This is a genomic window from Bacillus cereus group sp. MYBK220-1 (genome assembly GCF_051916445.1).
In the GTDB taxonomy this organism is placed as follows: domain Bacteria; phylum Bacillota; class Bacilli; order Bacillales; family Bacillaceae_G; genus Bacillus_A; species Bacillus_A cereus.
Genome location: NZ_JBQAGQ010000002.1, coordinates 102,410 through 126,136 on the forward strand (window position 1 = coordinate 102,410; position 23,727 = coordinate 126,136).

A 23,727-nucleotide genomic window follows, 5' to 3' on the forward strand; every position below is an offset into this window, starting at 1 on the left:
GGATGTAGTACCTTCTCCTTTTATAAAAACTCACACTTTAATGCGTGGATGGCTGTATCCATAACTTCGCAAAATTTGCCCAACCAAATGAATCAATTGTTACGTTTTTTAAAGAAGAAGGGTATGTTTTTCTTTTTAAAACGTGATAGTTAAATAAAATGATGTGTTCTGCTTGTAAAAACTCTTCAATCTCATACATGAGTTCATAACGCTTTTCTTTATTTTCTTCTAGTAAAAATGTATCTAGTAAACAGTTAATTTGTTTTTCGTAGTGCGGGTCCATGAACCGATTTACGAAGCAACTTTTATTTTTAAATACATTTAAGAATGCAATTTCATGATTGGCAGCAAAGACTTCTCCCATGAAAATAATATCAGCATGTTTATCAATAGAGCGATCCATATAATCTGAAACGGGAAATGGGTGAAGCTCTACTTGTATACCTAAACTTTCACATCGTTCTTTTAAGAAATATGCATCATTTGCACTATCTTTAAATGCGAAGAAGTAAATATGTATCGTTTCTCCATTATATGTACTCTTTTTCAAATACTCTTTTGCTTTTTCTAAAGAGTAGGATCTTCTTGTTGCAAGGCGGCTTCTATCAGGGAAGAAGCTTGATGCAGCAATTGTCCGCCTACCCTCTATGTTACGAAGTATCATTTCAACATCATATAGTTCTCTCCAAGCTTTTCGAAAGTAAATGTCGTGATGAGGACCAGGTTTTGTAAAGTTGAAGCTAGCATAAATACAACCTATTTCTTCTATTTGTATATCATGCCTTTCATTTTCCTCTTCGTTTGGTAGTTCATAATCAGCATCTATTTGCACATGGTCAGGAATACCCCAAAATTCAATACGGTCTAATAATGCGCGCTCTTTAAAATAATGAGTGAACGCTTCGAGTACGATATTATCTTCAGAGTAATGAGCAAGTTTGAAAGGTCCAGTACCTATATAATGATGATTTTGAATACTCGTATCACGCGGTAAAATTGCGAGCTGCATGGAACTTACATAGTGTAAGAAAAATAAATTTGGTTTTGCTAAATGAAATCGAATTTGCAGTGGTGATGGCGTTTCAATTTGAACAATTTCTTCTGTTAACCATTCGAAAGGAGAGTGAACCTCTTTTAGTCTTTCAAATGAAAATTGTACATCTTTAGAAGTTAAAACTGTTTCGTTATGAAAATATACATCCTTTCGTAAATAAAAAGTCCACGTAAGCCCATCTTCACTTAATTCCCACGTATGCGCAATGTGTGGTTCCATTTTTTCAGTAACATCGTTATAGACGACTAACGTATCAAAAATTTGACTCGTAAGATGGCTCTCTGTAGTTACAGCCACAAAAGCCGGATCTAATGGGAATATCTTTCTCGATATAGGAATCTTTAATATGTCGTACATACCATTTGAAGGTTCGTATCCAAAATGATGATGTAGTTTGTTTTCTATCTTTTTTTGAAGTGCAGGGGGGAGGGGTTCTTTTAAAAGAAGAAAAACATCCTTTAATTTTTCTTGCGCTAACAGGTCATCTGTATAGGACTCAATCGCTTCTACGAAATTATGTATAAATAGAATTTCCGTTTTATTTCCGCGGCCTCGCCCTGGAGTCCAGCTAATTAATTGCTCTTCGCTCATTTTCTTTAATAAAATCTTTACGTTTTTCGAACTGCAATATAAAACATCCGCTAATTCTTGTAAGCTATTTCGCATATGTTGTTGATCTTGTGCATGTAGTCTTAGTCTAATGTAATAGTCCATAATTTTCATATATACACTTCCTTCTATCATAAAAGGGGAAACTCTTTAGAATATTCTAACCTTTTTCTTCCTTTTTTTCAAAGTAAAATAAGTAAGCATAAGGAGGGGGAAACAATGGGATTTTGGAGTATGCATCGAAATATAAAAATTAGAATTATAACTTCGTTTTTAACACGTACTGTGTCCACGATGATTTTTCCATTTATGGCGATTTATTTTTCAATAAAGTTAGGTAGTGCGATTGCTGGTGCTTTACTACTCATTAATGTCGTAGCTTCATTAGTAATTGGTTTATACGGTGGATATGTTGGAGACCGGCTTGGGCGTAAAAAGGTTATGATTATCGGTCAAAGTATACAAGTCATTTCCATTGCTTGTATGGGAGTTGCGAATTCGGATTATGTAGATTCACCGTGGTTAACATTTATCTTTATGCTAGTGAATAGTTTAGGATCTGGACTTATGAATCCTGCGACAGAGGCGATGTTAATTGATGTGAGTACACCTGAAAATCGAAAAGTAATGTATAGCATTAATTATTGGGCTATTAATTTATCCATTGCGATTGGAGCAATATTTGGTGGGTTACTATTTGAAAACTATAGATTGCAATTGTTTATCGTATTAACGCTTGTTGCAATTATTACTTTATATGTGATGGCTGTGTATATGGAAGAAGTGTATGTAGCACGAAAAACGGTGGAGAAGAAAAATGTATTAAAAGGTATGGCAGATAGTTATAAAGTCGTGATGAAAGATAAAGCATTTTTAATTTTTTGTGCAGCGAGTATATGTACATTGTCTTTAGAGTTTCAAATTAATAATTATTTAGGTGTTCGCTTGCAGAAGGAATTTGAAACGGTACACTTTTTATTCGGGAATGGTATTACGTTTGATTTAACAGGGATTCGCATGCTGAGCTGGATTTCTGCAGAGAATACAATTTTAGTTGTGTTATGTTCAGCACTTCTTATTAAAATGCTGAAAAGCTTCAACGATTTGAAAATCTTATATGTAGGTTTATTCATTTATACAATTGGATTTACAATACTCGGAACGAGCAATAGCTTATGGATTTTATTAATTGCAGGGCTTTTCCAAACGGTAGGTGAGATGATGTATGTGCCAGTGCGTCAATCTATTATGGCAGATATGGTGCCAAATGAGGCAAGAGGTTCTTATATGGCGATTAACGGAATGGTCTTTCAAGTGGCAAAAATGAACGGGGCATTAGGTGTTATGCTAGGTTCATTTATTGCATCTTGGGGCATGAGTGCTCTGTACTTTATCGTTGGTATGAGCAGTATTTTTCTATTTATGAAGGCGATAGGGAAAGAGAAGTATGAGGATGAGAGAAATGTTTCTCAAATTGGATGAAACTATATAAAAGCGAACCAGCTATACTGGGATTCGCTTTTTATATAATTTTTAGAACGGATCAACTTCAGCTAAATTTGGAGTGGTATTCGGCTGTAGCAAAAGATTTTTTAATGTGCCTACTTCAGAAAGCGCTACTAATATGTAGCCACTAATCAGTACAATTAGCCCAATAACGCGTAACGTTTGTAAGCTCACTTCATTATTATTTGTTTCCGTTGGATTTGGGGGCGTTGAAGGTGGATTGTTATTCATAAATAAGGCTCCCATCTTTTGTATTTATATATGTGCGAAATCATTATTTAACTTATAGATAGGAATTATATAGTCATTTTCACTATATGAGAACTGCCTATGAAAAGTGATAAGGAATTTTTGGGCGAGAAAAGGGGGGAATCCAAAAGATTATTAAAACTGAACTTTTGGATTCCCCTCTTTTTATTTATCTTGCTATTTGTGGTGGTCGGATTGCCTGTAAACGACCAGTTGGTGAGGGCTAATTAATCAGTAGGGGATGAATAAAACCCCAATGATTAACTATTTTCATGTAAATAAAAGGAGGTTAGTTATCCTAATATACGCAACGATTCTTCAATAAACGCTGGGATGTCCTCTGGCTGTCTACTTGTTACTAGCTGATTTTGACATACGACAACCTCTTTGTCATGAAAGTTCCCGCCGGCATTTTTCAAATCGACTTCAATAGATTTATATCCAGTGACATCACGTCCTTCAAGTGTTTGTGCAGTGATGAGTAGCTGAGGTCCGTGACAAATAGCGAAAACAGGTTTTTCCGCATCCATAAATGCTTTACTAAAGCGAACAAAACGTTCATCTGCACGAAGTATATCTGGAGAAAATCCACCCGGTATGAAGAGGGCATCAAAGTTCTCTGGAGAAACATCATCAATACTTTTATCAATCACGACTTCACTTTTTCCTTGCTTACCGTGTACTGTTTTCCCTTTTTCCATTTCAATAGTTGTTAATTCATATCCCTTTTGTTTAAAAGCTTCTACTGGCTCTGTGTATTCTGTATCCTCGAAATAATCCGTTATTACAATAGCAATTTTTTTACTCATTCTAATCCGCTCCTTATATTATCGGTTCCAGAATCTTCCTTGGGCAATGCCTTCTATAAATGATTCAATTGAAGTGTTTGTTAAGTTGTAAACTCCTGCTCCATCCAGTTTAATCTTACTATGGTCCAAAGCATGAGGATTACTAAGGACATGAGCTATCGGTTTAAAATGTTTAAAAGTAGTTTCTGCAAATTCTAAAACAGGGGGTTGAATGACAGACTCACTACTAAACACTAATACTGCATCAAAAAGGGAGGAGTCTGTTGTTGTATAAGTATCAGTTACTTTAATGGAATCATTGAACTGATAAATTTTATTATCTATGATGCTATAGTTAATTCGGTGTTGTACAAAAGCTTGAATCCATTCGGACAGAAGTGAGACGCTTGGGTCACCATTTAATAGAATTGCAACATTTTTGGAATCAGATTTAAAAATAGTATTGGACATACTTAGTGCAGGTGATTTTGCATCTGAATTTACTTCGTGATTTTCCTTAGGTAAAGGAGCTCCAATAATGTTAGCGACTTCTTGTGCTAATTGACGATCGACGTGGTTTAGGAGAGCAATTACATTTGCCTTCACTATGTCTGATTTACACTTCCCAACTTCAAAGCAAAAAGCTTCTTTTATGTGCTGCTTTTCAATAGGGCTCATACTATTGTAGAAAAGTTTAGCCTGAGAATAAAAGTTAAGAAAGCTTTTACTGCGACCTCTAATTTTATGCCCATCAATCTTTTCTTGATAATGTTCATATCCTCCTTGTTCGGCTTGGACGGTTGCAGGTTGATTGTTATTTAATCCATTAGGATGATAGCTTGTTTGACCGCGATGAATCTGCATTTGATGCATACCATCACGTTGATTATTATGAAAAGGACATACGGGCTGATTGATAGGGATTTGATGGAAATTAGGGCCCCCTAAACGAGATAATTGTGTATCTGTATAGGAGAATAATCTTCCTTGCAGAAGAGGGTCATTTGAAAAATCAATACCTGGTACGACATGACCAGGGTGAAAAGCTACCTGCTCTGTTTCAGCAAAGAAGTTATCAACATTTTTGTTCAATGTCATTTTACCAACTAATTTTACGGGAACTTCTTCTTCTGGCCATAATTTCGTTGGATCTAAAATATCAAAATCAAATTTATGTTCATCTTCTTCTGGAATTAATTGTAATCCAAGCTCCCATTCAGGATAATCCCCTTTTTCAATTGCTTCGTATAAATCTTGACGATGAAAATCAGGATTTTTCCCAGCAATCCTTTGAGCTTCATCCCATACTAATGAATGAACCCCGAGGGTAGGTTTCCAGTGAAACTTTACGAAATGGGCTTTTCCTGCTGCGTTAATGAGTCGAAATGTGTGAACTCCAAAACCTTCCATCATTCGTAAACTACGCGGAATAGCTCGGTCGCTCATTTGCCACATGACCATATGAGTGGACTCAGGATTATGCGCAACAAAGTCCCAAAAGGTATCATGAGCGCTAGCTCCTTGAGGAATATCATTATGTGGTTCTGGTTTAACTGCATGGACAAAATCAGGAAATTTAATAGCATCTTGGATAAAGAATACTGGCATATTATTACCCACTAAATCATAGTTTCCTTCATCTGTATAAAATTTTGTGGCGAATCCGCGTACATCTCTTACTGTGTCGTTGGATCCTTTAGAACCTTGAACGGTTGAGAACCGTACAAATACAGGTGTTTTCTTTGAAGGATTAGTAAGAAAATCTGCTTTCGTATATGTTTCTAAAGATTTATAAAGCTGAAAATAACCATGAGCGCCAACCCCGCGTGCATGAACAATCCTTTCGGGAATTCGTTCGTGATCAAAATGGGTCATTTTCTCGCGAAAGTGGAAATCCTCCATTAAGGTTGGGCCTCTTAAGCCCATCTTTAAAGAAAATTCATCTTCAGCTATTTTTACTCCTTGGTTTGTTGTTAAAGCATGTTTGCATTGATTGTCAGTAACGTGATGCTTCAATTGTTCCGTTTTTTTATTCACAATATAGGCCCCTCCTTTACTTTGTTAATTTAATAGATACCCTTTTTATTAGTATGTAAACATGTATTATGATTTTTGTATGTAAAAATCATAATTAACCCCTAAAACATCAAGGGGAAGAAAGGGAGTTTGTATAGCACTCTATGCTTAAGAAAAACAGGAGTAACATACCTAAAGTTTTTAATTAAGTATGAACGATAGGTTTAACATTAAAAAATAAAAAAGCCAAGGAGAAAATTTATTTTCTCCTTGGCTTTTAAGATAATTCTTTTCGTTAAAATGCGGAAATTCTTTGCTTCGTTTTTGGTACAATAATAAATTTGATCCAGAGTAACCCGACAATCATAATGATAAGGCTATGTAAAAATTGACCTGTAGCAATGAGTATAACAATTGAAAATACAATGAGTTGAATACTTAGCAATATAAAGATTAAGCGAAGAAATTGCTTCATCCTTTCTTCAGTATGGGTTGGATATAATGCTACAATAATATTTCCCGAAAAATATTTCCATAGTGAACGAAGCTGCATAGAGATCATATATAAAACGATGTAAGCGATAGCGCCTTTTACGTATATATTTGGTATGAAATATAAGGCGAAAGCACCGATCAATCCTAAGCGAATATATATACCGAAATAATCATTTCCACGTAAAAATGCTAGTGTATGTAAGTAGAAGAAAGTTGCTCGTTTTTTATGTAATAAAGGTTCAATCCAATTTGTAAGCCATTTTCTTTTATTTACTTGTTTATTCAGTTGCGGAACATCTGTGAAAATGCTAGCAAATTGATAAAAACGAACGTTCATTTTTTCTTCTTGCTTGATTATGTAATCCCACGGTATTCGTTTTGTAGGCTGTTTTTTTGTATATAGAAGTAGGAAAGCAAGTAGTAAGAGTAGTCCGCCCAATATGAGAACATTTGCGGAATAAAACAGCATGTAAATGATTAGGGCGTTACAAGTAATACAAATGATTAGCCATATATTTTTTTCGTGACTATCACGCCACATCCAATGTATGTACATGTTCCAGGCTTTCGTAATCATTAACACGATAAAGATTGTACATAAAAAAGGTACCGTTAATTGTAATGATTGCATAGCAAGTGGAACGAGAATAAGGAACGTAAATAACAATGGGAAAAGCTGAATGATGTAATTGTATAGAAGAGATTTTTTGAAATAAGATGTTAATTTCTCTTCTAGTGCTAGTAAATAGACAGCATCAGGTTTTTGAATAAATGTACGGATAGGGCATCTCGTTATAATGAATGTAAGTACAATCGTTATAATTATTAAAGATATTCCTTTAGAAGGAGATGCTTTTAGAAACTGAGCATAATAATATGCACCAACGCATGAAATAAAGATAAAGCTATATAGTAAACCGTTAATCATACGTGCAAAGTATGTAATGATATTTTGAATATGTTGTTGGAAGCGACTGCTCCATAGCGATTCGATTGACATGTTTTTCACCTCTTTGTTCTATTATATATGTTTTACAAAAGAAAAAACGAGCAAATTGCGTTATGCAACTTGCCCGTTTTTCTTTTCGTTATTTTTTTTCTGATCACGATTCATTAATGGATAGAAAGCAAATCCGATTACGAATAAACCAATTCCGAGAAGGAACGTTTTTATATCGGATGCGCCCGTTTTAATAACCCATAGTGCGTAGCAAAGTGCGATAACTGCGACTATGCCATCTGTAATTCTTGCCCGCATTTCATTTTTATATGTTTCACCAGTTGCGACTAGTTTTAACTGGAAGATTGGTGAAACGAGATATGGAATGAGGTAGGCCAGTGTTGATACGGTAATAACGAATGTATAAGCTTCCGCAATGGTTCCTGATAATGTTGAGAATAGGAATACTTGCGACATAATGTTTGTTAATCGTAATGAGTAAATTGGACTTCCTTTTTTATTTGTTTTCGTGAAGAAGGAAGGGAAGAAACCTTCTTTTGCTGCTTGATAAGGTACTTCTGAGCTTAATAAAATCCAGCCTAAGATAGAACCGAACAGGGAAGTAAGAGCAAGTAATGCCATCAGTTTCCCGCCGCCGTGCCCCATTGCAGCGTTTAGTGCATCTGCTAATGGACGTTCAGAAGCTTGTAATTTATCAACATGAAGTACACCCATTGTTAAAATTGTGATTCCTAAGTAGATGGCAACTGTAATAAGTAATCCCGCAACTGTTGCGCGTTTTACCGTTTTTGGAGAAACAGCACGGTTTGATAAAAGAACAGCTGATTCAATTCCGATAAACGCCCAAAGTGTTGTAAGAGCAGCTAAATTCACTTGTGAAAGAAGACCGTGTGATGCCCCTGATTTATCAATCATCGGTGTATACCATTGTCCAAATTTAGAAGCTTCGAATGCAAATAACGTAACGACGATGAATAAAAGGAATCCAGTTACTTTCGTTGTTGTTGCTAAGAAGTTTAGTTTTCCAGCTCCGCTTACACCGTTTGTTAATATAATATGAGTTCCCCAAAGTAAGATGGAACAAATCGTAAATGTAATTAGTTTTCCGACTTCTACGTTAAACGAACCGATTGAAAATAGTAGTCGCGTATCTTTCATAATTGGGAAGAAGAGTGATAAATATCCCGCAAATGATGTAATGATGGCAACGTTACTTGCCCAGTTTGCAACCCAATATCCCCATACCATACTGAAGCCAGCCATTTTTTTCTTTTTTGGTGTTGAGAATAAAGCATATGCATGACTTTGTGGCCCTGTCGTTAAATCAGGACGACGAATTGCTAAATTACCGAAAACAAGAGCTAGCATTAAAACACCAAACCCTGTAGTTAACCAAGCTAAAGTGACACCGAGTGGGCTTGCTGTTTGTGCCAACGTACTTGGCACCATGAAAATACCAGCGCCAACCATGTTACCGACAACGAAAGCTGTTAGTACCCAAAAGCCCCATTTTTTTTGTTGCATAGAAAATACCTCCAAAGTTAGTATAACCAAGTCAAGCGAGGAGATATGTATGTCTTCCTGAGTCAGGAAGAGAAGTCCCAAACAAAACAAAAAAAGCACGTAATTTGCCGCTACATGCTTTCTATCTTATAAGAAACCCACGACATACCTCTCGATAGCTCTCCACAAACGAAACGTTTGTGACAGTTCTGCACTTATTAAATGCAGACCCAGCAAGCGTGCATGGTGGACACGACTTACTTCGGCAACCATTCCTTTCTCATTCCTTCATCAATGCCACTACATCTCCTGAAATGATACTCTTAATGATTGCAACCTCTACCTCACCGAGATACGAATGAGGATTTAAATATTAAATTAACGTCTTTAAGAGTAACAAATGTATTTTTATACGTCAATGGATATAGTAATAATCAGATTATAGAGAAGAGTTTGTGATTAAAAGTAAGAGGGATTGTTATGTGATATTTGAATTTTCGTAATATAATACATGTTATTAGCGCTAGATGATTGAAAAGGGGATGAAGTAAATGTCTGTATGTCATAAACATTCAGTAATAGGTGTGCTAGATTCGGGAGTTGGAGGATTAACAGTTGCGAGCGAAATTATAAGACAATTGCCTAAAGAAAGCATTTATTATATTGGTGATAATAAGCGTTGCCCGTATGGGCCAAGAAGTGTAGAGGAGGTGCAATCTTTCGTATTTGAAATGGTTGAGTTCCTCAAACAGTTTCCATTAAAAGCGCTAGTCGTAGCATGTAATACTGCTGCAGCTGCTGCATTGAATGCGCTGCAAGAAGCACTTTCCATTCCAGTTATTGGCGTTATACATCCAGGAGCAAGAGCGGCAATTAAAGTAACAAAGAAAGAGAAAATCGGAGTAATTGGAACTGTAGGTACGATAAAATCTAATATATACGAAAAAGCATTACACGAGCTTGATACATATTTGGAAGTGCATAGTCATGCGTGTCCGACTTTAGCTACAGTTGTAGAAAACCGATTAGAAGATATAGCATATGTCACGCAGCAAGTGAAACAAGCAGTACTTCCATTAACGAAAGAAGATATAGATACGTTAATTCTTGGGTGTACGCATTATCCACTTTTAGAGTCTTATATAAAAAAGGAACTAGGAGAAGATGTAACGATTATTAGTTCTGCAGAAGAAACAGCGATAGAGTTAAGTACCATTTTACAGCACAAAGGAATTTTGTCTGACAATCTGAATCCGAAGCATCGTTTTTTTACGACGGGATCTGTTTTATCATTTGAACATATTGCTGAGCGATGGCTAGGGTATCAAATTTCTGTAGAATGTGTACATTTACCCATGAAAAATGCGTGTATGCATAATTAAGATTTAGTAAATTACGTTTTTAAATAAATCAGGTTCGTTTCATAAGAAGGAAAGAATAAGCTTTTAATTGAAATGATTAAGGTCATTTTAATTAAAGGAGAGGTTTGATTATGGAATTATCAAGATCTCAATTATTTGCTTTAGAGTATATTTCAAAATATGCAGAGAACGAAAAACGTGAGGCTAAAGCAACGATTAATCATATACTTAAAATGTCTAATATTACAGATGAAATATTTGAAGAGGCTGTCGCTAATTTAAAATCTCACGCAAGGATTGCTTTACACTTTCATCCAGACAGACTAGATTCGAGTAAGAAAAGTGTTGCTGAAGCACTATTTGAGCAAGGAGTATATAAAAGTCAGTTTGAAACATTGCTATCTAATGGAAGCGTATCTGCTTATCCTGGTGGTGAACGTGACCTTTGGGAAAAGAGAATATTTGGAGGGGCATATCAATTAGAAGGCGTAACGAATGATCAACGTCCAAAATACGGAGCGCTAAATTTAATGTTACATCCAGATGGGCCGGCTCCGCGTTTTGGTTCCTGTTATTTTCTCTTATCTCCAAAAGTTTCTTCGCGTTCTACATATACATATTTAGATTCGCATCAAGATCCGAAAGAAAAGGGGACTTATGAGGAGTTTGATATGATTTTAGCTGCTCTTTTAGAAGAGACATTCGTAAGAGATTTTGCAATTGGTGAAGGAAATTTGACTCCAATAATATTAATTAATCATTTACTGGCTAATCTGAAAAGGCCGTTTATAGATGTAGTAAGCAAAGAGCCAGCCCGTAATCTTAATCATTATATTGAAGCGCAGATTCATGGAGAGATTTCTCTAAAAGAAGACGTGGAAGCGCTTGTTGCAGATCCTTCATTTAAGGGTACGGATGTAGGAAACGTTTTAGAAGAAATTTGCCTGAAGTATGCTATTGATTTGTATTGGCACATCGGTTTTGTACTTGCGGTAGATGAAGTTCCGATGGATTTTAGAGGTTCAAAAATGCCATCTTTAGCAAGGCGTATTGCACGGAATCATTGTATTGATGCAAATATAATTGGCTCTGCTGTAGTGGATTTGAAGTGCAATCCATTATCTTGGAGTGATCGTGGAACTTATGAAGAAGTGCTTCAGGAATTAAAATTATTATGGCATGTTTTAGTTCGATTTGGAAAACCAAATCAGAAGTAGAATGAAATACTCCGTTTTTCGGAAGTATTTATATAGAAAAGAAGCTGATCTAAAAATAGATCAGCTTCTTTTTATAAGATTAAACTAAGTTTAATACAGTTACTTTTTCACGTGTCATAGACTCAAGGCTCTTACGAATACCTTGTGCGCCCATACCTGAACCTTTTACACCGATGAATGGGAAGTGGTCAGGGCCGCGCTCTGTGCGTCCATTAATTTGTACAGAACCAGTTTCGATTTTGTTAGCAATTGCAAATGCTTTGTTAATGTCTTTAGTGAAGACACTTGCTTGCAGACCGAACTCTGATTTGTTAGCAATTTCAATTGCTTGTTCATCTGAAGAAACACGGATGATTGGAAGGATTGGGCCGAATGGCTCTTCCCAAGCAACTTTCATCTCTTCTGTTACGTGATCGATTAATGTTGGGTAAATTAAGTTACGCTCACGTTTGTTACCGATAACGATTGTAGCACCTTTTTCTACAGCGTCGTCAACTAAACCTTGAACGAAGTCAGCAGACTTGTCGTCGATTAATGGAACGATTGTGCTATCTTGTTCTGGAGATCCAACTGATAGTTCAGCTACTTGCGCTTTTAATAAGCTAACAAGCTCGTCCGCTACGTTTTCGTGTACAAGTACACGTTTAATAGCTGTACAACGTTGACCAGAGTAAGAGAATGCACCGCTTACGATATGGTTTGCAGCATCTTGTAAGTCAGCATCTTCACGAACGATACCAGGATCTTTACCACCAAGTTCTAATACAAGTGGAATCATTGAAGCTTTTTTCGCTAAATGTTTACCTGTGTTTGTACCGCCTGTGAACGATACCATATTGATGCCTTCGTGCTCTACTAAGTAGTCACCAATTACAGAACCGCGTCCTGTAGCTACGTTTACAAGACCTTTTGGAAGGCCAGCTTTATGAAGTGCTTCAACCATTTTAATACCACTAATTGCACCTTGAGTTGCTGGTTTGAAAATAACAGCGTTACCCATAATTAATGCTGGTGCAAGTTTTGCAGCAGATAAGTTTACTGGGTAGTTAAATGGTGCGATTGCTAATACAACACCAAGTGGTGCGCGTTGGATAATCGCAAGCTTAGATTTTGTACCGCCCGGGAAGCTATCGCCCATCATGCTTTCTCCGTGCATATGTAAAGCTTCTTCGATCGTGTAACGAATGAAGTCAGCTGTACGAACAACTTCTTTCTTCGCATCTTTATATCCTTTACCGACTTCTTTCATAATGATATCGGCAATTTCATCCTGCATATTTACGAGCTCATCAGCCCATTTATATAAGTATTTTGCGCGATCCTGTAGGGAAGCTTCGGCCCATGATTTTTGAGCTTCTTTTGCAGATGCAATTGCTTCATCTACTTCTCCGCGAGTAATTGCTTGTACTTGTCCAATTACTTCGTGTAAGTATGGAGATGGAATTTCGATTGTTTCTCCTGAAGAGCTTTCTCTCCATTCTCCGTTTAAATAAAATTTGTACGTATTGCTAGTTGTCATGATTAGTCCTCCTAAAATAGCAACTTGTAAGAGTGAGTATAAGGTGATTGTAGGGGGTTTGATAACATTTTTCAAATGAAATGTTTGTGAAAACGATTTCTTATTCTTTTTTTATTTTGTATGCCCTTTCTTACAGAACATTCCCTTATTTCAAAATGGTGTATCATATATTTTTATTTAAAGTGTGAAAAAATAATTGACAGAATACTCAATAAAGTTGTAAGATTATAAATGGAAAATAAATGAAAGGGGTGTGCGTAATGATTGTAATCGTAAATGTAATGGGCTTAGCTCTGTTAAATGGCAGAAAACATTCATATCATTACGCAACCCGTACGGATATATAGGGCATCTTTGTCTTATAAGAAGCGTACGTTGCGTATATCGTAACGTACGCTTTTATGCATTCCTGTGCATATCGTCAAGCGGCGGTATGCTTTTTTTTGTTTATTTTCCCTTGTTTAGTTCCGATAAAAAACTTTGGAAGGTGGAAAAATGTGATGAGATTGTATGGGTTACGAAATGTAAATGTGATAGGTCTGGATAGTGGATAAAGAAATGAGAGGTAAACGAGAACGAGAAGGGAGAGGTTACATTGTTATCAGTATTACTAAAGCTAAAATGGTTTTTTAGGGAGCACTGGAAGAGATATAGTATTGCCATTGGAGCTCTTTTAATTGTGAATATAGTTGAAGTGATTCCCCCGAAAGTGTTAGGGGTTACGATAGATAATATAAAAACAGGAACGTTATCGAACGAAGCTATTATACAGTCTATTCTTATTTTAATAGGGGTTACGATCGTTGGATATGGCCTCACTTTCGTATGGCAACATCAATTGTTTGGCGGTGCATTCGTACTTGAGAAAACGATGCGCTCTAAATTTATGGGGCATTTACTTAAGATGACGCCGACTTTTTATCAAAAAAATCGTACTGGTGATTTAATGGCGAGAGCGACAAATGATTTGAAAGCAATCGCTATGACAGCTGGTTTTGGTATATTAACGCTTGTGGATTCTAGTTTATATATGCTTACGATTGTCTTTATGATGGGGTTTACAATTAGTTGGGAGCTTACATTTGCAGCGCTTATTCCGCTTCCAATTATGGCGTATGCGATGAATATATATGGAAAGAAATTGCATGAAAGATTTACCGTTGCGCAAGATGCGTTTGGTGATATGAACGATAAAGTGCTTGAATCAATCGCTGGTGTGCGTGTTATTCGTGCATATGTACAAGAGAATGCAGACGAGGAAAGATTTCATCATTTAGGAGATGACGTCTACGAAAAAAATATGAAGGTAGCAAAGATTGATGCATTATTCCAACCAACTGTGAAAATGCTTGTCGGTCTTAGTTATTTAATCGGCTTAGTGTACGGTGCATACCTTGTGTTCCAGTCAAAGGTGACGCTTGGTGAACTCGTTTCTTTTAACGTGTATTTAGGGATGATGATTTGGCCGATGTTTGCAATTGGGGAACTAATTAATGTTATGCAAAGAGGAAATGCTTCGCTTGACCGTGTAAATGAAACGTTAGCGTATGAGCCAGATGTAAAGAATCCGAAACATCCAAAGCTTGTGCAAGAGCCGGATTATATTCAGTTTGATGATGTGTCTTTCTCATATCCTTCATCAACTGAAGAAAATTTAAAAAAGGTTTCTTTCACATTAAAGCAAGGAGAAACGCTAGGGGTTGTCGGAAAAACAGGAAGCGGGAAAACGACGCTTGTACGTCAGCTTCTTCGCCAATATCCGCTTGGAGATGGAGATATTGCAGTTTCTGATGTGACATTAGATAAAATGACGAATGAAAATGTACTCGGCTGGATTGGTTATGTACCGCAGGAGCATATTTTGTTCTCAAAAACAGCGCGAGAAAATATTTTATTCGGAAATAGGGAAGCGACTGAAGAAGAACTAGAGAAAGCAATTGAAATTGCTGCGTTTAAAAAGGATTTAGAGTTTTTACCAGAAGGGTTAGAAACGCTCGTTGGAGAGAAAGGTGTTTCTTTATCAGGAGGGCAAAAACAAAGGATCTCGATTGCACGAGCTGTTATTCAAAATCCAGAAATTTTAATTTTGGATGATTCTTTATCAGCTGTAGATGCTCGTACGGAAGCAGCGATCATTGAAAATATAAGAACGGAAAGAAGTGGAAAGACGACGATTATTACGACGCATCGTTTATCTGCAGTGCAACATGCGGATTGGATTCTCGTTATGGATGAAGGCGCAGTTATAGAAGAAGGTACGCATGCTCAGCTTATCCAGAGCGGAGGCTGGTATGCTGAACAGTTTGAAAGACAACAAGGTGAAAGTGAAAGTGCGGATAGTGGGGTGAAAATATGAGCGTTTCAAAACGATTGTTTCAATACGCGATGAAAGTGAAAGGGACGATTTTTGCTGCGATGTTAATGTTATTTATTTTCGTCATCGCAGAGCTTGCTGGTCCTTTCGTTGCTAAAACGATGATTGATGATCATATCGTCGGGATAGAGAAACCTTGGTATGAAACAGAACAGAGTGAAGAAGCTGTTTCGTATAATGGCGCTTTTTATAAGCGAAGTGATCGCTTTGAACAAGGCGAGACAAAAGGTAAAGAAGTACGTGTGATGCAAGTCGGTTTTCAATATTATTTTGTACCGAATAAAGTAAATGCGGAAGGGTCACGGACTGTAAAAGGGGATATGATTACCGTTCAAAATGGTAAGGCGGTGCAAGTTTATAAAGCGAAAGCATTAACAAAGGAAGAAGTATTTGCATTTTATAAGCCAGAAATAAACCGTCTATTATTACTTGGTGGTGGCTATTTCACTTTATTAGTAGTCGTGTCATTATTTGCATACGGAAAGCAGTTCTTCTTGCAAAAGGCAGCGAACAAAATTATTCAAATTATGAGGGAAGATGTTTTTTCTCATATTCAAACGTTGCCAATTCGGTACTTTGATCATTTACCGGCGGGGAAAATTGTTTCGCGCGTGACGAATGATACAGAGGCCATTCGTGATTTATATGTAACGGTGCTGGCAACATTCGTTTCTAGTATCATCTATATTATTGGGATATTCGCTGCGTTATTTTTATTAGATGTGAAGCTCGCTTCATTATGTTTATTAATTATCCCAATTTTAATTGTTTGGGCGATTCTTTATAGAAAATACGCGTCTGTATACAATCATAAAATGCGCTCTCGTTTATCTGATATTAACGGAACAGTGAATGAATCCATTCAAGGGATGCCAATTATTCAAGCGTTCCGTCAAGAGCGTGAAACGAAAAAAGAATTTGAAGAATTAAATGGCGATTATTTTAAGTATCAAAATAAAATTTTGAATTTAAATGCAGCAACTTCTCATAATTTAGTATCCGTATTAAGAAATATCGCTTTCACAGGTGTGATTTGGTATTTCGGTGGCGCTTCATTAAGTGCTACAGGTATTATTTCACTTGGGGTACTGTATGCATTCGTCGATTATTTAACACGATTATTCTCGCCAATTACGAATATGGTGAACCAGCTTGCAAACTTAGAGCAAGCGCGCGTTGCATCAGAACGTGTCTTTGAATTGTTAGAGGAAAAAGGGGAACCGGTAGAAGAAGAACGTATGCCTCGTTTAAAAGGAAATGTAAAATTTGATAATGTATCATTTTCTTATAATGGAAAAGATGAAGTGTTAAAAAATATTTCTTTTGAAGCGAAACAAGGCGAGACAGTGGCACTTGTCGGTCATACTGGATCAGGAAAAAGTTCTATCATGAATGTACTCTTTCAATTTTATGAGTTTGAAAAAGGAAAGCTTACGATTGATGGTCACGATGTAAAAGAGATGCCGAAACAAGCAACCCGTGAACATATGGGAATCGTACTGCAAGACCCGTTTCTTTTTAGCGGGACGGTCGCTTCCAATGTAAGCTTAGAAAACGAAAAAATTTCAAAAGAGCGTATTATAAAAGCATTGCATGATGTTGGTGCTGAAAGATTTGCAAACAATATAAATGAAGAAATTACAGAAAAGGGAAGTACGCTTTCCACTGGAGAACGTCAGCTTATTTCGTTTGCTAGAGCACTCGCTTTTGATCCAGCTATCTTAATTTTAGATGAAGCAACGTCTAGTATTGATACAGAAACAGAGGCGATGATTCAACAAGCACTAGAAGTTGTAAAAAAAGGAAGAACGACATTTATTATCGCTCACCGCCTTTCAACGATTAAAAGCGCAGATCAAATTATTGTGCTCGATAGAGGGACGATTTTAGAAAAAGGGTCTCATGATGAACTCATGAAAAAGCGCGGGCGTTATTACGATATGTATAAAACGCAAATGGAAGGCAATCAGAGTGCTTAATATGCATGGAGGAGAACTTGTGATTTTCACAAGTTCTTTTTTATTGATGAACATGTCGACTCTTTAGCGAATTACGACAGTTAAATAAGAAGTATTGTTTTACCTTTTTCTCCATAAATGCTATATTAAAAAATGTTACTTATTTTTTGTATGTAGCATTATTTTTCCCTTTTGTTTGATTATGAAGAAAAAGGATAAACTAAATAAGAACATTTTCATTGAAAAATTGTTCAAGATTGCATACAATCAATATAGTTTTTAAATTCCTATCAGAATACTTGGAGGATTACTATCATGAAGAAATTATTTTCAGTGCTTGCAGTAACTACATTAGCGATCGGGATTGTAGCCGGCTGCGGTAAAGAAGAGAAAAAAGATACAGCTAGTCAAGACGCGTTACAAAAGATAAAACAAAGCGGTGAACTTGTAATTGGAACAGAAGGTACATACGCACCGTTCACATTCCATGATTCAAGCAATAAATTAACTGGATTTGACGTTGAACTATCAGAAGAAGTTGCAAAACGTTTAGGTGTAAAACCTGTATTTAAAGAAACACAATGGGATAGCTTACTTGCTGGTTTAGATGCAAAACGTTTCGATATGGTTGCAAACGAAGTTGGTATTCGTGAAGATCGTCAAAAGAAATACGATTTCTCTAAACCATACATTTCATCTTCAGCGGCATTAGTTATTGCAAAAGATAAAGATAAGCCTGCTACATTTGCTGATGTAAAAGGTTTAAAAGGAGCACAATCTTTAACGAGTAACTATGCAGATATTGCTAAGAAAAACGGTGCGGAAATTATTGGAGTAGAAGGATTTAGCCAAGCGGCAGAATTATTAGCTTCAGGACGCGTTGATTTTACAATTAATGATAAGTTATCAGTATTAAATTATTTAGAAACGAAAAAAGATGCAAAAATTAAAATTGTAGATACAGAAAAAGAAGCTTCACAAAGTGGATTCTTATTCCGTAAAGGTAGCGATAAGCTTGTACAAGAAGTAGATAAAGCGTTAGAAGATATGAAAAAAGACGGTACGTATGACAAAATAACGAAAAAGTGGTTCGGTGAAAATGTATCTAAGTAGTGCATTAGTTTCAGATCGATTGTCTACTTGGATAGATATTATGCAGTCTTCCTTCATGCCTATGCTGAAGGAAGCTGTTTTTACAACAATTCCATTAACGCTTATTACATTTATTATCGGTCTTATACTTGCGACGTTAACAGCGCTCGCACGTATTTCAGGTAGTCGTATTTTACAATGGATTGCTCGTATCTATGTATCTATCATTCGCGGAACGCCACTTCTTGTACAGTTATTTATTATTTTCTATGGTCTTCCAACTCTTAATATTGAAGTTGAGCCATATACAGCAGCAGTTGTTGGATTTTCATTAAATGTCGGTGCATATGCATCTGAAATTATTCGTGCTTCTATCCTTTCCATTCCGAAAGGGCAGTGGGAAGCAGCTTATACAATTGGGATGACATATCCACAAGCATTAAAACGTGTTATTTTACCACAAGCAACGCGCGTATCAATCCCGCCGCTTTCGAATACATTTATTAGCTTAGTGAAGGATACTTCGTTAGCATCGTTAATTTTAGTAACAGAAATGTTCCGAAAAGCGCAGGAAATTGCGGCGATGAACTACGAGTTTTTAATTGTTTATTTTGAAGCAGGTCTTATTTATTGGGTTATTTGTTTCTTATTATCAATCGTACAACAGATGTTAGAAAAGCGTTCAGAACGCTACACATTAAAATAATCCTTTTACAAAAGGAGTTTTTGTTTTTATGATTTCAATTCAGCACTTACAAAAAAGTTTCGGAGATAATACCGTACTAAAGCATATAGATTTAACAGTTGAGAAGGGCGAGGTTGTTGTTATTATTGGGCCGTCTGGATCTGGTAAAACGACATTCTTACGTTGTCTCAATGTATTAGAAACGCCAAACGCTGGTAATATTCGTATCGGTAATAAAGAGCTTAACTTCTCTCAAAAAGTAACGAAGAAAGATATTGTTAATCTTCGTACGCAAACAGGTATGGTATTCCAGCACCATAATTTATTCCCGCATTTAACAGCACTTCAAAATGTAATGGAAGGGCTCGTTACAGTGAAAAAGATGGGGAAAGAAGAAGCGAAGAAAAAAGCAAACTATTTCCTTGAAAAAGTTGGTTTAGCAGATAAAGTGGATTTATATCCGTTCCAATTATCAGGCGGACAACAACAGCGCGTTGGAATTGCGCGCGCGCTTGCGATGGAGCCGGAAGTGTTACTATTTGATGAGCCGACGTCAGCGCTTGATCCTGAACTCGTTCAAGAAGTTCTGAAAGTAATGAAAGAACTTGCTAAAGAAGGCATGACGATGGTTATTGTAACGCACGAAATGCGTTTTGCACATCAAATTGCGAACCGTGTTATTTTCATGGATGGTGGTGTCGTTGTCGAACAAGGTACACCAGAAGAAGTATTTACAAATCCAAAAGAAGAACGCACGAAGAAGTTTTTACAAATGTTGCAATAAATTAAGGAAGGTCTCAAGGCATATGCCTTGAGACCTTTTTGCCATATATATTTATTTGTGGAATCCGCCAAGGCTTTGCTCAGCCATTGCAACTAGACGTTTTGTGATTTCTCCACCAACTGAACCGTTAGCGCGAGCCGTAGAATCTGCTCCTAATTGTACACCAAATTCTTGAGCGATTTCGTACTTCATTTGATCGATTGCAGCTGTTGCACCTGGTACTACTAATTGATTTGAAGAATTTTGGTTTGCCATAGGAATATATCCTCCTTAGAGTTATAAAAGTTTTTTTGGTTGGACTAGCTGGAGTTGAACCAGATTATCGCCCCGGTTGGCGCTAATCCATCGGTAATTAAGTTTGTACTCATAGTATGGATGTTACCTAGAAAGATATACAAAATAATAATTTGTAAATTTTGTCAAAAAAACGTATTGATTTCGTAAATTATGAAATAAGAGTAATCGTTGTATTTTTAAGAAAACAGGCCAAACTAAGGGTGATATTAAATATAATTTTTTCATTGTAGCCTGCTACTTGCAGGCTAATTATTAGCTTCTTATTTATGATTTATTGAAATAAAAATGAAATCGGTAGCAACTTCATAGTTCTATTTTTAAGTAGGGATGGAGTGGGCGCTCCTATGTCTGGATAGGTTGCTCTCTTCACTCTAAAAAAGAGAGGCTTATAAACGATAACGTATGGAGGAATCATGATGGGAATTTGCCCGCTTTGCAACGCATTAGAATCACAAACATATTCTTGTCAAAATTGCCAAAGTATACTCCAAGATTATGGGAAGTCTGTAGATTACATAGACGATTATAGTGCCTATATGGATCAAGAATTATTAAGTGCAGTAGATGGTTTAACGCATAATAATTCAAATGAATATTGCAATCATATTTTTTATTGCAGAGTATGTAACGTGGAAACTGAGGTTGTAGTAAAACTTGTGTAAATAGAAAACTTCCACCTTATTATCTAGGTGGAAGTTTTTGTTTTTGTATTTGTGAGTGAATCATAGGAGAAGGGATATGTTCGGTGTTTGATGAAGCCCCTGATTTTATTTGAGACATTTTTTCTTTTGTATCACGTAAAGAATGTTCAGTTAAGTAGACGGCATATTCGTAAAATAACTGGCGCGTCAGTTCACTTTGCTCTTTTAATTTTTTATCTTGGAATACAGTTCGCCCAGGTTTAGAGTTGGCTTCAAAGAGCCACGGATTTTCCTTTGTGTCTAAACCGATATCAAAACCGATTTCTCCAATATTTCCAGTTACTTGTTCATCGAGCGCGTAACTTATTTGTAAGGCAGTATGTTTTAATTTATTTTCAATTTGAACTTGTTTCGTTGAATCTGGAAAAAGCTCTTGTAATAATTTTGTATCACCGCCACTATTTACGTGCGTTGTTAAACTGCCTTTGCCGGCGATTTTGGCGACGATTGCACTAACTATCCAATTACCGAAATGGTTTTTATTTGTATGAATGCGGAAATCAACAGGTTGCCCATCGAAGCGAAGTAACGAAATACCTTGCTGTACGATAAACTTTTTTAAATCATGTCCTTTTAATACGTGGTTTAGAAGCGTTTCTAATGATTGATACTTTCTCAGTTTATTTTCTTCATTTTCGCGATAACGACAGTAGTAGCAATTCTCTGTTTGAGAATAAAATATTTGATGAATATTTCTACCAAAGCTCCCGTGTATTGGTTTCATGTACACTGATTTATACGTGCCAAGAAACCGTTCTACTTGTTCAAAATGCTGAAATGCTTCTGTATTTGGTAATAAGGGTTTAATTGATTCGTCTTTCGTAAGAAGTTGATGAACTTCCCATTTATTGAAAAAACCTGGGTTAAACCATGGAATGCAGTAGTCTTGTTCTAATTTTCTTTTTGCCCTGACAATTGGTTTATAATTTTCCGCTTGCCGATTCGGTAAGCGATCGTAAATGACATTTGGTAAAGGGACTTTTTTCTTTATCCATTGTTTCTCTTGAAAGAAATATCCTTCAATCGTTTCTTCTTCCCAGTGTATATGTTGAACCCCAAAGACGAATACGAACGGTCGTAATGAGAATGGTGGTGTTAACAACTCACTCAGAGCAATTGAACGATTTCCTAAAGGGGTAGAAGAATCATCGTTAAAGCCAGTTGTAAAAATGCCAATCAATGGTCCGAAAATAATTGTTTGGTTTTGTGTGAATGCATGAATAGTAGTTGATTGAGGCAGTAAAAGTTTTTCGGCAATATGTTTTCCGATAATAATTTCGCGAGTAAAGGAATAATGAATTTTCACCTCTTCACTTGCAATGTGACGTATACCGAAGGATAGGGATGTAATAGGTGGTGTAATAGAAAAAACGTAAGGTAAAGTAATGCTATTTGGATGTTCATCTGAAATGTTTAATGTATATATATGTTCTTTCAAAATAGGTTTACCTCCTTTCATTATGGTGTAAAGCGACTGAATTTAAGTGGTCCGTGAAATATCTTTTCAGCTAATGAATCACTATGACGAATGTATTGTTCGTAAGGAGGAATCGTGTTGACATACATAAGCCAAATTGCGCCTTTTTGATCCATAATTGTGGAAAGTTCTAGTTCGAATAATGAAGAATAAGACTGATCTAGTGTTTGGAATACTTCATTTATAATGTCGTGTAAAGCGTCTTGCAATAGTTGCACACCTGTACTAGATAGTACGTATTTAATTTTTGAAAATGAATGCAATGAATCATCGTCTGTTGCTGAAGGTAAAAGCTGATTAGGAAATGAACTTTTTTGTATAAATTGACCTATAACATTCCAAGTTTGTTCTTTGTTTTTTTGCAAAATAGTTCGAATGTGGAGTGGGTATGTTAATTGATTTGGTGGTTGTAGCATGGTATGCACTATGTAGCGTGATGAACGTATGTTAGATTTACACCAAGATATAAATTCATCTGTCCGCTTGATTGAAAGAGAAGTATGGTATTTTTCATTTACTGTATCGATATGAAACGTTTTATTTTTGTAAGCGACTCGATATAAGTTATCTTTAGAATGTATATTAGTGGGGCGTATAATAATATCTTTAGATTTTAACAAAAGTTTGAAAATGTTTTGTATCGTTGCCATTTCAAATTTGGGTATATAAGGAGACAGTTTTTTATTAGTGAGAAATAAATCATGTAGTTCACTTAAGTTAATAAGTGTGTTATTTAAAAAGGTAGTGGAAGGACGGTTGTGCAAAGAGTGAATAATTGATTTTGCTTTTTCAAAGTCTGTTTCCTCGTGAAAAGAATAACGATCATATATATAAGAAGGAATAGGGAATGTTTGCTCTTTCCATTTTCCTGTATCTGTATCGTAAATAAGACCAGAAACAAGGTCTGTTTTAGAATCAATACAAAATGGCGTAAACTGGGCAACGACATTATGATAAAGCCGAGCGCGTTTAGCGATTTCGGTGTAATACGTTTGCTCATAATGAAGTTTAGAAGTTAAAAGGCCGAGAACCAACGAAATCACTCCTTTACTACTATTTGCATAATAGGCGAAGCTATATA

The 23,727-nt window shown here is 36.2% G+C and carries 19 protein-coding genes and 1 riboswitch; of the genes, 9 read left to right on the top strand and 10 right to left on the bottom strand.

Features of this window, described 5'->3' with window-relative positions; translation table 11 throughout:
• Positions 1 to 37 precede the first annotated feature (37 nt).
• The gene (locus ACTFRU_RS07440) at positions 38 to 1,798 is read right to left on the bottom strand and encodes an SgrR family transcriptional regulator (RefSeq protein WP_440037557.1); all 1,761 of its coding nucleotides are present in this window, start codon (positions 1,796 to 1,798) and stop codon (positions 38 to 40) included.
• A gap of 84 nt (positions 1,799 to 1,882) precedes the next feature.
• On the opposite strand from ACTFRU_RS07440, the gene ACTFRU_RS07445 reads away from it, so the two are divergent.
• Positions 1,883 to 3,145: an MDR family MFS transporter gene (locus ACTFRU_RS07445; protein WP_440037558.1), complete on the top strand. Its 1,263-nt coding sequence runs from the start codon at positions 1,883 to 1,885 to the stop codon at positions 3,143 to 3,145.
• Positions 3,146 to 3,196: 51 nt separating this feature from the next.
• Here ACTFRU_RS07445 and ACTFRU_RS07450 read toward each other — a convergent pair whose 3' ends face one another.
• The 5 genes from ACTFRU_RS07450 to ACTFRU_RS07470 all read right to left on the bottom strand — a co-directional run bounded on the left by ACTFRU_RS07450 (position 3,197) and on the right by ACTFRU_RS07470 (position 9,202).
• A complete protein-coding gene (locus ACTFRU_RS07450; protein WP_001063863.1) occupies positions 3,197 to 3,400 on the bottom strand; it encodes a hypothetical protein in 204 nt (67 codons plus the stop codon).
• Between the two features lie 311 nt (positions 3,401 to 3,711).
• The gene (locus tag ACTFRU_RS07455; protein WP_006917041.1) at positions 3,712 to 4,227 is read right to left on the bottom strand and encodes a type 1 glutamine amidotransferase domain-containing protein; all 516 of its coding nucleotides are present in this window, start codon (positions 4,225 to 4,227) and stop codon (positions 3,712 to 3,714) included.
• A gap of 18 nt (positions 4,228 to 4,245) precedes the next feature.
• Positions 4,246 to 6,243 (bottom strand): catalase, encoded by a 1,998-nt coding sequence (locus ACTFRU_RS07460; protein WP_290102170.1) that lies wholly within the window; start codon positions 6,241 to 6,243, stop codon positions 4,246 to 4,248.
• Positions 6,244 to 6,517: 274 nt separating this feature from the next.
• On the bottom strand, positions 6,518 to 7,717 hold the full coding sequence (locus tag ACTFRU_RS07465) for an ABC transporter permease (protein ID WP_290102171.1): 1,200 nt from the start codon (positions 7,715 to 7,717) through the stop codon (positions 6,518 to 6,520).
• A gap of 60 nt (positions 7,718 to 7,777) precedes the next feature.
• Positions 7,778 to 9,202 carry an amino acid permease gene (locus ACTFRU_RS07470; RefSeq protein WP_001186301.1) on the bottom strand — a complete coding sequence of 475 codons (1,425 nt, stop codon included), beginning with the start codon at positions 9,200 to 9,202 and terminating at the stop codon, positions 7,778 to 7,780.
• 147 nt (positions 9,203 to 9,349) lie between these two features.
• Positions 9,350 to 9,531: riboswitch (Lysine riboswitch) on the bottom strand.
• Between the two features lie 201 nt (positions 9,532 to 9,732).
• On the opposite strand from ACTFRU_RS07470, the gene racE reads away from it, so the two are divergent.
• Together racE and ACTFRU_RS07480 are read left to right on the top strand one after the other, a co-directional pair.
• Positions 9,733 to 10,563 carry a glutamate racemase gene (racE, locus tag ACTFRU_RS07475; protein WP_290102172.1) on the top strand — a complete coding sequence of 277 codons (831 nt, stop codon included), beginning with the start codon at positions 9,733 to 9,735 and terminating at the stop codon, positions 10,561 to 10,563.
• A 110-nt stretch (positions 10,564 to 10,673) separates the two neighbouring features.
• The gene (locus tag ACTFRU_RS07480) at positions 10,674 to 11,759 is read left to right on the top strand and encodes a DUF3626 domain-containing protein (protein WP_290102173.1); all 1,086 of its coding nucleotides are present in this window, start codon (positions 10,674 to 10,676) and stop codon (positions 11,757 to 11,759) included.
• A 79-nt stretch (positions 11,760 to 11,838) separates the two neighbouring features.
• Here ACTFRU_RS07480 and gapN read toward each other — a convergent pair whose 3' ends face one another.
• The gene (gapN, locus tag ACTFRU_RS07485; protein WP_000213634.1) at positions 11,839 to 13,278 is read right to left on the bottom strand and encodes an NADP-dependent glyceraldehyde-3-phosphate dehydrogenase; all 1,440 of its coding nucleotides are present in this window, start codon (positions 13,276 to 13,278) and stop codon (positions 11,839 to 11,841) included.
• A 595-nt stretch (positions 13,279 to 13,873) separates the two neighbouring features.
• Between gapN and ACTFRU_RS07490 the strand changes: the two genes are divergently transcribed.
• From ACTFRU_RS07490 to ACTFRU_RS07510, 5 genes are all read left to right on the top strand, one after another.
• Positions 13,874 to 15,634: an ABC transporter ATP-binding protein gene (locus tag ACTFRU_RS07490; protein ID WP_000953782.1), complete on the top strand. Its 1,761-nt coding sequence runs from the start codon at positions 13,874 to 13,876 to the stop codon at positions 15,632 to 15,634.
• On the top strand, positions 15,631 to 17,631 hold the full coding sequence (locus tag ACTFRU_RS07495; protein ID WP_290102174.1) for an ABC transporter ATP-binding protein: 2,001 nt from the start codon (positions 15,631 to 15,633) through the stop codon (positions 17,629 to 17,631). Before ACTFRU_RS07490 ends, ACTFRU_RS07495 begins: the two co-directional genes overlap by 4 nt.
• Before the next feature lie 294 nt (positions 17,632 to 17,925).
• Positions 17,926 to 18,723 carry an amino acid ABC transporter substrate-binding protein gene (locus ACTFRU_RS07500; protein WP_033696624.1) on the top strand — a complete coding sequence of 266 codons (798 nt, stop codon included), beginning with the start codon at positions 17,926 to 17,928 and terminating at the stop codon, positions 18,721 to 18,723.
• Positions 18,710 to 19,408 (top strand): amino acid ABC transporter permease, encoded by a 699-nt coding sequence (locus ACTFRU_RS07505; protein WP_000281497.1) that lies wholly within the window; start codon positions 18,710 to 18,712, stop codon positions 19,406 to 19,408. Before ACTFRU_RS07500 ends, ACTFRU_RS07505 begins: the two co-directional genes overlap by 14 nt.
• A 28-nt stretch (positions 19,409 to 19,436) precedes the next feature.
• Positions 19,437 to 20,171 (top strand): amino acid ABC transporter ATP-binding protein, encoded by a 735-nt coding sequence (locus ACTFRU_RS07510; RefSeq protein WP_000623610.1) that lies wholly within the window; start codon positions 19,437 to 19,439, stop codon positions 20,169 to 20,171.
• Positions 20,172 to 20,222: 51 nt separating this feature from the next.
• Here the strand turns inward: ACTFRU_RS07510 and sasP are convergent, their stop codons facing one another.
• On the bottom strand, positions 20,223 to 20,426 hold the full coding sequence (gene sasP, locus ACTFRU_RS07515) for a small acid-soluble spore protein, SasP family (protein ID WP_000013338.1): 204 nt from the start codon (positions 20,424 to 20,426) through the stop codon (positions 20,223 to 20,225).
• 458 nt (positions 20,427 to 20,884) lie between these two features.
• Between sasP and ACTFRU_RS07520 the strand changes: the two genes are divergently transcribed.
• On the top strand, positions 20,885 to 21,130 hold the full coding sequence (locus ACTFRU_RS07520) for a hypothetical protein (RefSeq protein ID WP_000510476.1): 246 nt from the start codon (positions 20,885 to 20,887) through the stop codon (positions 21,128 to 21,130).
• Between the two features lie 19 nt (positions 21,131 to 21,149).
• Here the strand turns inward: ACTFRU_RS07520 and ACTFRU_RS07525 are convergent, their stop codons facing one another.
• Both ACTFRU_RS07525 and ACTFRU_RS07530 read right to left on the bottom strand, forming a co-directional pair.
• On the bottom strand, positions 21,150 to 22,607 hold the full coding sequence (locus ACTFRU_RS07525; protein WP_000658103.1) for a YheC/YheD family endospore coat-associated protein: 1,458 nt from the start codon (positions 22,605 to 22,607) through the stop codon (positions 21,150 to 21,152).
• Between the two features lie 20 nt (positions 22,608 to 22,627).
• Positions 22,628 to 23,680 carry a YheC/YheD family endospore coat-associated protein gene (locus tag ACTFRU_RS07530; protein WP_290102175.1) on the bottom strand — a complete coding sequence of 351 codons (1,053 nt, stop codon included), beginning with the start codon at positions 23,678 to 23,680 and terminating at the stop codon, positions 22,628 to 22,630.
• Positions 23,681 to 23,727: the final 47 nt, after the last annotated feature.

What these genes read in the sequence shown, in the direction of transcription:
- ACTFRU_RS07440 (WP_440037557.1), bottom strand. Translation starts at nt 1,798, where the DNA reads ATGATAGAAGGAAGTGTATATATGAAAATTATGGACTATTACATTAGA.
- ACTFRU_RS07445 (WP_440037558.1), top strand. Translation starts at nt 1,883, where the DNA reads ATGGGATTTTGGAGTATGCATCGAAATATAAAAATTAGAATTATAACT.
- ACTFRU_RS07450 (WP_001063863.1), bottom strand. Translation starts at nt 3,400, where the DNA reads ATGAATAACAATCCACCTTCAACGCCCCCAAATCCAACGGAAACAAAT.
- ACTFRU_RS07455 (WP_006917041.1), bottom strand. Translation starts at nt 4,227, where the DNA reads ATGAGTAAAAAAATTGCTATTGTAATAACGGATTATTTCGAGGATACA.
- ACTFRU_RS07465 (WP_290102171.1), bottom strand. Translation starts at nt 7,717, where the DNA reads ATGTCAATCGAATCGCTATGGAGCAGTCGCTTCCAACAACATATTCAA.
- ACTFRU_RS07470 (WP_001186301.1), bottom strand. Translation starts at nt 9,202, where the DNA reads ATGCAACAAAAAAAATGGGGCTTTTGGGTACTAACAGCTTTCGTTGTC.
- racE (WP_290102172.1), top strand. Translation starts at nt 9,733, where the DNA reads ATGTCTGTATGTCATAAACATTCAGTAATAGGTGTGCTAGATTCGGGA.
- ACTFRU_RS07480 (WP_290102173.1), top strand. Translation starts at nt 10,674, where the DNA reads ATGGAATTATCAAGATCTCAATTATTTGCTTTAGAGTATATTTCAAAA.
- gapN (WP_000213634.1), bottom strand. Translation starts at nt 13,278, where the DNA reads ATGACAACTAGCAATACGTACAAATTTTATTTAAACGGAGAATGGAGA.
- ACTFRU_RS07495 (WP_290102174.1), top strand. Translation starts at nt 15,631, where the DNA reads ATGAGCGTTTCAAAACGATTGTTTCAATACGCGATGAAAGTGAAAGGG.
- ACTFRU_RS07500 (WP_033696624.1), top strand. Translation starts at nt 17,926, where the DNA reads ATGAAGAAATTATTTTCAGTGCTTGCAGTAACTACATTAGCGATCGGG.
- ACTFRU_RS07505 (WP_000281497.1), top strand. Translation starts at nt 18,710, where the DNA reads ATGTATCTAAGTAGTGCATTAGTTTCAGATCGATTGTCTACTTGGATA.
- ACTFRU_RS07510 (WP_000623610.1), top strand. Translation starts at nt 19,437, where the DNA reads ATGATTTCAATTCAGCACTTACAAAAAAGTTTCGGAGATAATACCGTA.
- sasP (WP_000013338.1), bottom strand. Translation starts at nt 20,426, where the DNA reads ATGGCAAACCAAAATTCTTCAAATCAATTAGTAGTACCAGGTGCAACA.
- ACTFRU_RS07520 (WP_000510476.1), top strand. Translation starts at nt 20,885, where the DNA reads ATGGGAATTTGCCCGCTTTGCAACGCATTAGAATCACAAACATATTCT.